Consider the following 10660-nt stretch of genomic DNA (forward strand, 5'->3'; position numbering starts at 1 on the left):
GCTGGACAAGGGCCCGCACGGCTTCACCGTGCTGCCCATCCTCATCCACGGTGACGCGGCGTTCGCCGGACAGGGTGTGGTCGCCGAGACCCTCAACCTGTCCCAGCTGCGCGGTTACCGGACCGGCGGCACGGTGCACGTCATCGTGAACAACCAGGTGGGCTTCACCACCTCGCCGTCCGACAGCCGCTCCAGCGTGTACGCCACCGACGTCGCGCGCATGGTGCAGGCGCCGATCTTCCACGTCAACGGGGACGACCCCGAGGCCGTGGTCCGGGTCGCGAACCTGGCCTTCGCCTACCGTCAGGCGTTCAACAAGGACGTCGTGATCGACCTGGTCTGCTACCGGCGTCGTGGGCACAACGAGGGCGACAACCCCGCGTTCACCCAGCCGCTGATGTACGACGTCATCGACGCCAAGCGCTCCACCCGCAAGCTGTTCACCGAGTCCCTCATCGGCCGCGGTGACATCACGGTGGAAGAGGCCGAGTCGGCTCTGCGCGACTACCAGAGCGAACTCGAACGCGCCTTCACCGAGACCCGTGAGGTCGAGAAGAAGCCGATCGAGCCCGGCTCCGTGGTCAAGCCCGAGGTGTTCACCGAGTCCCGCCTGGACCACTCCCAGGTGGAGACGGCGATCTCCTCCGAGACCGTCAAGCGGGTCATCGACACCCAGGTGAACCTGCCCGACGGCTTCAAGCCGCACCCGCGTCTGGCCCCGCAGCTGAACCGTCGCCAGACCATGGTCGAGAACGACGCGGTCGACTGGGCCACCGGTGAGCTGCTGGCCTTCGGTTCGCTGCTGTTGGACGACCACCCGGTCCGTCTGATCGGTCAGGACAGCCGCCGCGGCACCTTCGGCCAGCGTCACGCCACGCTGATGGACCGCGAAACCGGCGAGACCCACACCCCGCTGAAGGCCTTCGACAACGGGACCACGAAGTTCTACGCGCACGACTCGCTGCTGAGCGAGTACGCGGCGTTGGGCTTCGAGTACGGCTACTCGCTGACCCGTCCGAACGCCCTCGTGATGTGGGAGGCTCAGTTCGGCGACTTCGTCAACGGTGCCCAGACCATCATCGACGAGTACATCAGCTCGGGTGAGCAGAAGTGGGGCCAGCGCTCCAGCGTCACCATGCTGCTGCCGCACGGCTACGAGGGCCAGGGCCCGGACCACTCCTCGGCCCGCATCGAGCGGTTCCTCCAGTCGTGCGCGCAGGAGAACATGACCGTCGCGATGCCGAGCACCCCGGCGAGCTACTTCCACCTGCTGCGTTGGCAGGCCAAGTCGCCGCTGGAGCGCCCGCTCGTGGTGTTCACGCCCAAGTCGCTGCTGCGCCTGAAGGCCGCGACCTCGGCCGCCCAGGACTTCACCTCGGGCAACTTCCAGCCGCTGATCGGGGACGACTCGATCGCGCCGGAGAAGGTCCGTCGTGTGGTCATCTGCTCCGGCAAGATCTACTACGACCTGGACGCGGCCCGCCGCAAGAGCGGGGACAAGCACACCGCGATCATCCGCGCGGAGCGGCTGTACCCGCTGCCGATCGAGGAGATCCGCGAGCAGCTCAAGGCCTACCCGAACTCGGGCGAGGTCCTGTGGGTCCAGGAGGAGCCGGCGAACATGGGTCCGTGGCCCTTCGTCGCGCTGGTCTTCTCCGAGCAGCTCGACCGCCCGTTCACCCGGATCTCGCGTCCGGCCTCCTCCGCGCCCGCGGCCGGTTCGGCCAAGCGCCACGAGGCCGAGCAGCGTGCCCTGGTGGACACGGTGTTCCCGCCCGCGGAATAGCGACGGAAGAACACATGTACTTCACCGATCGTGGAATCGAGGAGTTGGAGAACCGCCGCGGCGACGAGGAGGTCAGCTTCGGCTGGCTCGCCGAGCAGTTGCGGGTGTTCACCGACATCAACCCCGAGTTCGAGACGCCCGTCGAACGGCTGGCCACCTGGTTGGCCCGGCTGGACGATGAGGAGGAGTAGCCACGAGGCATCGCGCTGAGCGATGTACCGGCCGAGGGGCCCGGGTCCACGCGACCCGGGCCCCTCGCGTGTGTCCGGGGTCGGCCCGGGCTCAGGGTCGTCCCCGAGGATCCCCCGATCCGACCCCGAAATCCGCGACATATCTTGAGTTCGCCGAAGACGAGACATATCGTGAAGGCATCGAGAGCGAGCGGAAAGGGTTCACGATGGCAAGTTGGACCATCGACAGTCCGATGACGCACACCTTGGACGGCATCGTCGCCCTGAAGGTGCGAATCGTCGGCGGACAGGTCAACATCATTCCCACCGACGACCCGGTGACCTTCGAGATCACCGATATCGAGGGCGAGCCCCTGGAGGTCACCCAGGAGGCCGGGATCCTCACCATCCACTACCGGGACCTGACCGGTCAGGGGTTCCTCGACCGGCTCAAGCCCCTCCAGCTGACCGGCTACAAGAACGTGCACTCGCGTCGGGCCACCGTGAACCTGCGGGTCCCCCGGGACTGTCCGGTGGAGGTGACCACGGCCACCGCGCCCGTGGTGGCGGCCGGGCTCAGCGCCCGCACCAAGATCAGGACCGCCACCGGAGAGGTCACCCTGGACGAGGTCTCGGGTGAGACCGACCTGAACACCGCCGACGGCAACGCCTCGGTACGCGGACCGGGCGGCACCCTGGGCTTCAACAGCGCCACCGGGCAACTGGCCGTGGCCGGCGGCCGCCTCTCCGAACTGCGGGCCAAGACCGTCTCCGGCTCGGTCCTGGTCGACACCGACCTCTCGGCCTCGGCGCGTGTACGGGTCACGACGGTGTCCGGCGAGGTGGCCCTGCGGGTTCCCGCGGAGAGCTCCGCCAACGTCGAGTTGCGCGCCATGACCGGCGGGGTGGATTCCGACTTCGGGCTGGATCGCAACACCGCGCCGGCCCGCAACACCCTGAGCGGAAAGATCGGCGTGGGCGTGGACCCCGCCTCCATCAGTGTCAACACCGTGTCCGGTCGGACGGCGCTGCTGCGGCGTGCGCCCGAGGCTCCGGCCGCGATCCCAGAGGGGGCCTCATGAGCACCATCTTCGGCCACGGCAGACTGCGCCTGTACCTGCTCAAGCTGCTCGACGAGAGCCCGCGCCACGGCTACGAGATCATCAGCCTGCTGCGCGACCGTTTCCTGGGCGTGTACTCACCCTCCCCCGGCACCATCTACCCCCGGCTCGCCCGGTTGGAGGAGGAGGGTCTGGTCACCCACACCGAGGAGGGCGGCCGCAAGGTCTACAGCCTCACCGACAAGGGACGTGAGGAGCTGCGCGCCCGCGAGAGCGACCTGGACGACCTGGAGCGGGAGATCACCGATTCGGTGCGCGACATCGCCCGTGCGGTCAAGCAGGACGTGCGCGCCACCATCAGCTCCCTGCGCGACGAACTGAAGTTCACCGCGGGCGACGCCCGCCGTGAGGGGGCCGAACGCGCCGAGGGGACCAAGGCCCCCGAGGGCGAGGAGGACCAGAACCGCCGCGAGCGGGACCGCGCCCAGGACTGCGGCGACGGTGGCGTGTGGGCCCGTGAGTGGGAGCGGTTCGCCCAGGGCTTCGGGGCGTTCGGTGCCGCCTGGGGCCGCACCGACTCAGAACGTCGCGGTGAGGACTCGGGGGAAGGGTCCGAGCGTGAGGGGTCCGAGTTCGAACACGCCCTGAAGGACTTCTCCGTTCGCGTGCGGGACATGGTCCGGGGGGCCGGGCAGGTCGGCGGGTCCGCCGCGAGCGACCTGCGCCGCATCCTCGACGACACGGTCGAGGTGATCCGCCGCGACATGGGCCGGTGGGGGCCGACCGAGGGGGAACCCGACGGGCCCGAACCGACGTCGAACGAAAGTGACGAGTCCGCCCGGAGGTCCGCCGACGAGGGGTCCGGGGCGGGGGACGCGGGTCCCGCGCAGGACTCGCAGGAGCCGAAGGCTCGCCCGATGCCGCCCTCGGGCGGTGATCCCTGGTCCACCGCCACCGGTGAGGACCGGGACCGGCGCGACTGAGTCAGTGCCGGGGAGTGGCCCGGGAGACCACACGGGGGCGTGGTCTCCCGGGCCCTTCGTCGAACCATCCGATCCAGAGGGAAGAAGCGGTGCTGGTTCCGTACACGATCGAGCAGGACGCGGACGGCGTGTGGTGTGCTCACGCTCGTCTGCCTTCGGGGGCGGCCACTCGTGGTGAGGGTGAGACCCCGGACGCCGCCCTGGCCGACCTGCGCCGGGCGTTCGACCTCCTGAAGGAGGAGTTCGACTCGCCCGCGGAGCTGATGTGATCGTCCCGACGACGCACGGTGTCAGAGCGTGGCCAGGCCCAGCAGGAGCGCCAGTCCGGCGAACGCGACGAGGCCGCTCGTCGTCCATCTGAGCCAGGACGGTCCACTCCTGGTGGTGGGCAGGTCCGACCATCGTCGGATCCCGACCACGGCCGCGGCCACGGCCGGGAACACCCCGGCCACCCACACCCACGGGGACACCAGGTGCCAGAATCCGGCGAGGTGGACGTACCAGAGCAGCGCGACCGTGAGCGTTCCGTAGGCGACCAGGCCCGCTCGGTCCGTGGGCCGACGCGATGGTCGCCAGGGACGGCGCCGGGCCGCGAAGCCCAGGAACAAGGCCCCGGGCAGTAGTGCCAGGATCACCGTCGCGGTGGCGTACAACCGTTCTCCGGCCACGTTGTCCGGGCTGGGTTCGTCGACCCCGAGCAGGCGGATGCCGATGTCCTCGCTGTAGCGATGCGTGTTCGACAGGACCACGGCTCCCCGGTCGCCGGAGTAACCGATCCAAGCGGTGTGGCCGTTGGTCGTGGCGTTGCCGCCGTGCGCGGTGATCTCCCTGCCCCCGAGCGTCTCCACGTACCAGCCCAGCCCCTGTTCCCGGCGGGCGACGTCGCCCGCGGCCACGGGTTCGGCCGCCCCGGATCCCGGCGCCGAGCCGTCCAGCATCGCCGCGAGGAGCAGCCCGAGATCGCCCGCGGTCGTGGTCACTCCCCCCGAGGGCCCGGAAGCGACCGTGCGATCCAGGTCGATGGCCCGGCCCCGGTCCGCGTCGTGCACGACGGGGTCGGCCCCGCCCTGATCCGACCACACGTGGGTGTGCTCCATGCCCAGCGGTTCCAGGAGGCGTTCACGGACCAGGGCGGCGTAGTCGGTCCCCGCCCGGGCCGCCAGCGCGTGCCCGAGCAGGCCGAATCCGGTGTTGGAGTAGACGTTGGTCCCCCGTAGTTCGGGGTCGACGCGAGCCTGTGCGGCCACCTCGTCGAGGAAGTCGTCGACCGATTCGGCGGGGTCGGGGTGGCCTTTGGCGACGAACTGCCAGAGGGTCTGGGGCAGGGTCGTCTCCTCCCGGGACAGTCCCGAGGTGTGGGTGGCCAGTTCCTCGACGGTGATGTCGGCGATGGCGGGGTCGGCGGGGTCCAGCTCCGGCAGCAGTTCCCCCACCCGTGTGGCCAGGTCGAGTTCACCCCGGTCCACCATGTCGGCGAGCAGCATCCCGGGCAGCACCTTGGCCACCGACGCGGACCCGAAGGGGGTGTTCTGGTCCACCTGTTCCCCATCGTCGCCGACCGAGCCGAGCCCCGCCGAGCGGACGCGGTGCCCGCCCTCGGGATCGGGTTCGACGAGGGCCACGGACAGTCCGTGGTAGCCGGTGGTGTCGCCGATCCCCTCCCGTACCGACGCCGCTATCTCACGGTCGCCCTCGACCCGGTCGTCGAGTTCGTAGGGGCTCGGGACCAGGGTCACCGCCCCTACGGCGGCCACGACGGCCAGGGCCGTCGCGATCCGTCGACCGGTTCCTCGAGGCTCGCGCGCGGGCGGGAAGATCGGTTCCATGAGGGTCGTCCCAGGGGTCTGAGGCCGTTCGAACGGCGTGATTCCAACCCTCGAAAACCTATGAGCGCGCCCCTCACGGCGCACTACGCCCGTCCCCCGAACCCGTGGTGGCCGTACTCCCCCGCGGGTGGTGGCCCCGCCCCTACCCCGGCACGGAAAAGGGCCCGCGCGATCGTGTGGATCGCGCGGGCCCCGGAGCCGCGTCAGCGGCGGGCGACGCCGTCCTCACGGGCCTGGGCGGCGACCGCGGCGGAGACCGCCGGGACCACGCGCTCGTCGAACGTGCTCGGGATGACGTAGTCGGCGTTCAGGTCGTCACCGACGAGGTCGGCGATGGCCTTGGCCGCGGCCAGCTTCATGTTCTCGGTGATGTCGGAGGCCTGGACGTCGAGGGCTCCCCGGAACACGCCGGGGAAGGCCAGGACGTTGTTGATCTGGTTCGGGAAGTCGCTGCGCCCGGTGGCGACGACGCTCGCGTGCCTACGGGCGACGTCCGGGTGGACCTCCGGGTTGGGGTTGGCCATGGCGAAGATGATGGCGTCGTCGGCCATGCTGGCCACGACCGACTCGGGGACCTCACCGGCGGACAGACCGACGAACACGTCGGCGCCCTCCAGCGCGCTCTCGATGGAGCCCTTCAGGCCGGCCTTGTTGCTGATGGCGGCCAGTTCCCGCTTGACCGGGGTCAGGCTCTCCCGACCTTCGTAGATCATGCCCTTGGAGTCGGCGACCGCGATGTCGCCGATGCCTCCGTCGACGAGCATCTTGGTGACGGCGACGCCGGCGGCGCCCGCACCGGAGACGACGACCCGCAGGTCGGCCAGGGTACGGCCGGTGAGGCGGGCGGCGTTGTGCAGCGCGGCGACGGTCACGATGGCGGTGCCGTGCTGGTCGTCGTGGAAGACCGGGATGTCCAGGCGCTCACGCAGCTTGTCCTCGATCTCGAAGCAGCGCGGAGCGGCGATGTCCTCCAGGTTGACGCCACCGAAGGACGGCGACATGCGCACGACGGTCTCGACGATCTCGTCGACGTCGGTGCAGTTGAGCGCGATCGGCACGGAGTCGACGTCGCCGAACTGCTTGAACAGCAGCGACTTGCCCTCCATGACCGGCAGGGAGGCCTCCGGCCCGATGTTGCCCAGGCCCAGGACGGCGGTGCCGTCGGTGACGACGGCGACCAGGTTGCTCTTCCAGGTGTAGGTCTCGACCAGCTCGGCGTCCTCGGCGATCGCGTCACAGACGCGGGCGACACCCGGCGTGTAGGCCAGGGAGAGTCCCTCGTGGTCGCTGACGTCCACGGAGGAGGTGACGTGAAGCTTGCCACCGCGATGCATGGCGAAGGCCGGATCCTTGTCCAGCTCGGAGGTGTCCTGGGTACGCGAAGTAAAGGTGGTCACTACTCAAACCCCTCGGTCTGCTTCTACGTCCGCGTCGGCCATGACGAGGACGGTGGTCGACGGATCGCGCGCGAAGACGGTAAGGGTGCTAGGGGAACCCTTCACGGCGCCGGTCGGCCATGACCGGTGGTGTTCGCCGGAAGGGACAGTCTTCGCCGGACTCTTATACGAGCACAGCGCGTCCGCATCTCACGGGGATGACCCGTTACGCAATCCTCTCACAACGGTGACCACGGGAAAATCGCGGGGCGGCAGGATGGGGCGCTACCGACTTAATGCTCTATGCAGCATAATGTCCGTGTTGTCGTTCCAGGCCTGCGGAATGGATCCGCGTACCGGCCTCCGAGCAGGCACGATACGTGCTCTTGAAGGAGACCTCACATGCCCCTGCGCAAGCCCCTCCCCTACTTCACCGCCCTCGCCGCAGTGGGTCTCCTGACCCTTTCGGCGTGTGGCAATGGTGACGGCGCCGAGGACGACGCGGCCCCCGAGGCGCCGGAGGTCTCCGTCGACGAGGAACTCGCCGCGTTGCTCCCCGACGACATCGCCGAGGCCGGTGTCGTCAGCATCGGCGTCGAGGCCGAGTACGCGCCCGGCGAGTACCTGGACGAGGACGGCGAGACCGTCCTCGGCTTCAACGTGGACCTGGTGACGGCCGCCCTGAACAAGCTCGGTCTCGAGGCCGAGTGGGTCCCCGCCAACTTCGACTCCATCATCATCGGCGTCGACAGCGGCAACTACGACCTCGGCGCCTCCTCCTTCACCATCACGGAGGAGCGCATGGAGGCCGTCAACATGGTGAGCTACTTCTCCTCCGGGACGCAGTGGTTCGGCCCCGCCGGGAACCCCGAAGGGGTCGACCCCGACAACGCCTGCGGCCTGCGGATCGCCGTGCAGACCGGCACCACGCACGACACCGACATCGAGGCCCGCAGCGACGCCTGCGTCGAGGCGGGCGAAGAGGCCATCACCATCGAGAAGTTCCAGAACCAGCCGCTGGCGACCTCCAGCGTGGTCTCCGGGCTCAACGACGCGTCCCTGGCCGACCTGCCCACCTCGCTGTTCGCCCTGCAGGAGACCGGCGACCAGCTCGAGTTCATCGACGACCAGTACTCCGCCGCGCCGTACGGTGTCATCACCCACAAGGACGACAGCGAGATGGCCGAGGCCCTGGCCGCCGGGTTCAACGCCATCATCGAGGACGGCACCTACGGGGACGTCCTGGAGGAATGGGGCATCGAGGTCGGTGCCGTCGAGACCTCCGAGGTCAACCCCTCCGTCGACGAATAGACCCACCGGGTCCCACACCGTCGCACCACCGCACGCCGAGCTCACCGGGGCCGGCGTGCGGCCGTTTCGTCAGAACGTGTCCGGGCGCCCGTTCCGGTCACCACGACCGCCCGCCCTGTTCGCCCGCCACTAGCGAAGGTCTGATCCGTGACGTCACCGAGTGCATCGGCGGACGGTCCGGGGTCGAAGGAACCGACCCCGGACCGACCGGCCGAACCGATCTCCGCAGTCCCCGTCCGTTACCCGGAACGCTGGGTCGCCGCCGGGGTCGTGCTGGTCCTCGCCGCGATGTTCGTGAACATGCTGATCACGAACCCCGCGTTCAACTGGCCGTTCATGTTCGAGCACATGTTCTCGGACCCGGTCGTGAACGGTGTCTGGGTGACCCTCAGCGCCACTGTCCTGTCCATGATCATCGGCATCCTGCTGGGCGTCGTCCTTGCGGTGATGCGTCTGTCCGGGAACCCGGTCCTGGTGTCGGTCGCCTGGCTGTACACCTGGTTCTTCCGCGGTGTGCCCCGGCTGGTCCTGGCGGTGCTCTTCGGCAACATCGCCATCCTGTACTCGACGATCCACATCGGGCTCCCCTTCGACGACTACTGGATGCCCATGCTGGGTCTGGAGGGCGACGCCCGGTTCTTCGAGATCGACGTCCGCACCCTCCTGAGCGGCTACATGGCCGGTCTGCTCGCCCTGGCGCTGTCCGAGGGCGCCTACATGGCCGAGATCATCCGTGCCGGCCTGCAGTCGGTGAACAAGGGCCAGACCGAGGCCGCCCAGGCGCTCGGCATGAGCCGGAGCAAGATCATGCGGCGCATCACACTGCCGCAGGCGATGCGCGTGGTCATTCCTCCCACGGGCAACGAGACCATCGCCATGCTCAAGGACACCGCCCTGTTGGCGTACGTGCCGGTGACCATCGAGCTCTTCTACCAGCTCCAGGCCATCGGCACCCGCACCTACCAGATCTTCCCGATGCTGGTGGCGGCCTGCCTTTGGTACCTGGCGATCACCAGCGTCCTCATGGTCGGCCAGTACTTCATCGAGCGCAGATTCAGCCGCAGTGAGCGCGGGGTCGAGGACCGCATCGTCGGAGGCACGCACTGATGGCCGAGGAGAACCCCATGCCCGCTGACGACATGACCGTGGAGACCACCGACACGCCGCCCACCGACGCGCTCGTCGTCGCCGAGGACGTGCGCAAGAGCTTCGGCCGCCTGGAGGTCCTCAAGGGCATCGACCTGGAGGTCCGACGCGGCGAGGTCATGTGCGTGGTCGGCCCTTCGGGGTCGGGCAAGTCCACCTTCCTGCGCTGCGTCAACCACCTGGAGAAGCTCACCTCCGGTCGCCTGTGGGTCAACGGCGAGCTGATGGGATACCGGCAAAGGCGCGGGCGCCTCTACGAGCTGCGGGACAGCGAGATCGCGGCCCAGCGCAGCGACATCGGGATGGTCTTCCAGCGGTTCAACCTGTTCCCGCACCTGACCGTGCTCGGCAACATCATCGAGGCGCCGATGCAGGTCAAGCGCACCCCGAAGGCCCGGGCCACCGAGCGGGCCATGGAACTGCTGGAGCGGGTGGGCCTGCCGGACAAGGCGAACGCCTACCCCGAACAACTCTCCGGTGGTCAGCAGCAGCGTGTGGCGATCGCCCGCGCGCTGGCCATGGAACCGTCGCTGATGCTCTTCGACGAGCCCACCAGCGCGCTGGACCCGGAGCTGGTCGGCGAGGTCCTGGACGTCATGCGCGACCTGGCCAGGGGCGGCATGACCATGGTGGTCGTCACGCACGAGATGGGCTTCGCCCGCGAGGTGGGCGATTCGCTGATCTTCATGGACGACGGTGCCGTGGTGGAGACGGGGACGCCCGCCGAGGTGCTCTCGAACCCACAGCACGAACGCACCCGCGCGTTCCTGTCCAAGGTGATCCAGTAATCCACCCGCGGGGCCCGTACACCGGTGGTGTGCGGGCCCCGCGGCCTTCACCCCATCGAAACGGTGTCACACGCCCGCGGCCGGAACCGGACCGTACCCACCCGAAACCGCACGTGGGCTCGGGGTGATCGGGAAACACTCCGCCTCACCCCTTGACCGGCGGGCCTCCCGGTCCCAGAGTCTTTTCCCAGGGGCACCCCGATCCTGTCCCGG

At 69.0% G+C, this 10660-nt stretch carries 10 protein-coding genes; 8 read left to right on the forward strand and 2 right to left on the reverse strand.

Going from position 1 to position 10660, the window contains the following annotated elements:
- The 5 genes from K8V84_RS10660 to K8V84_RS10680 form a co-directional block, all read left to right on the forward strand.
- On the forward strand, positions 1-1786 hold a 1786-nt coding region (locus K8V84_RS10660; protein WP_304073746.1), incomplete at its 5' end, for a multifunctional oxoglutarate decarboxylase/oxoglutarate dehydrogenase thiamine pyrophosphate-binding subunit/dihydrolipoyllysine-residue succinyltransferase subunit.
- A gap of 14 nt (positions 1787-1800) precedes the next feature.
- The gene (locus K8V84_RS10665; RefSeq protein WP_304073749.1) at positions 1801-1977 is read left to right on the forward strand and encodes a DUF6104 family protein; all 177 of its coding nucleotides are present in this window, start codon (positions 1801-1803) and stop codon (positions 1975-1977) included.
- 206 nt (positions 1978-2183) lie between these two features.
- The gene (locus K8V84_RS10670; RefSeq protein ID WP_304073752.1) at positions 2184-3038 is read left to right on the forward strand and encodes a DUF4097 family beta strand repeat-containing protein; all 855 of its coding nucleotides are present in this window, start codon (positions 2184-2186) and stop codon (positions 3036-3038) included.
- A complete protein-coding gene (locus K8V84_RS10675) occupies positions 3035-4000 on the forward strand; it encodes a PadR family transcriptional regulator (RefSeq protein WP_304073755.1) in 966 nt (321 codons plus the stop codon). The genes K8V84_RS10670 and K8V84_RS10675 overlap by 4 nt, the downstream gene beginning before the upstream one ends.
- A gap of 89 nt (positions 4001-4089) precedes the next feature.
- Complete coding sequence (locus K8V84_RS10680; RefSeq protein WP_304073756.1) at positions 4090-4269, forward strand: hypothetical protein; 180 nt, start codon at positions 4090-4092, stop codon at positions 4267-4269.
- 21 nt (positions 4270-4290) lie between these two features.
- Here K8V84_RS10680 and K8V84_RS10685 read toward each other — a convergent pair whose 3' ends face one another.
- A complete protein-coding gene (locus K8V84_RS10685) occupies positions 4291-5826 on the reverse strand; it encodes a serine hydrolase domain-containing protein (RefSeq protein ID WP_304073758.1) in 1536 nt (511 codons plus the stop codon).
- 203 nt (positions 5827-6029) lie between these two features.
- Positions 6030-7223: an NADP-dependent malic enzyme gene (locus K8V84_RS10690; protein ID WP_304073759.1), complete on the reverse strand. Its 1194-nt coding sequence runs from the start codon at positions 7221-7223 to the stop codon at positions 6030-6032.
- A 381-nt stretch (positions 7224-7604) separates the two neighbouring features.
- On the opposite strand from K8V84_RS10690, the gene K8V84_RS10695 reads away from it, so the two are divergent.
- The 3 genes from K8V84_RS10695 to K8V84_RS10705 all read left to right on the forward strand — a co-directional run bounded on the left by K8V84_RS10695 (position 7605) and on the right by K8V84_RS10705 (position 10447).
- Positions 7605-8513, forward strand: a complete 909-nt coding sequence (locus K8V84_RS10695) for an ABC transporter substrate-binding protein (protein WP_304073761.1) — start codon at positions 7605-7607, stop codon at positions 8511-8513.
- A gap of 147 nt (positions 8514-8660) precedes the next feature.
- A complete protein-coding gene (locus tag K8V84_RS10700) occupies positions 8661-9620 on the forward strand; it encodes an amino acid ABC transporter permease (RefSeq protein ID WP_304073762.1) in 960 nt (319 codons plus the stop codon).
- Between the two features lie 17 nt (positions 9621-9637).
- Positions 9638-10447, forward strand: coding sequence for an amino acid ABC transporter ATP-binding protein (locus tag K8V84_RS10705; RefSeq protein ID WP_304073764.1), 810 nt, complete (start codon positions 9638-9640; stop codon positions 10445-10447).
- Positions 10448-10660: the final 213 nt, after the last annotated feature.

The organism is Nocardiopsis listeri (assembly GCF_020741345.1).
GTDB classification, from domain to species: domain Bacteria; phylum Actinomycetota; class Actinomycetes; order Streptosporangiales; family Streptosporangiaceae; genus Nocardiopsis; species Nocardiopsis listeri_A.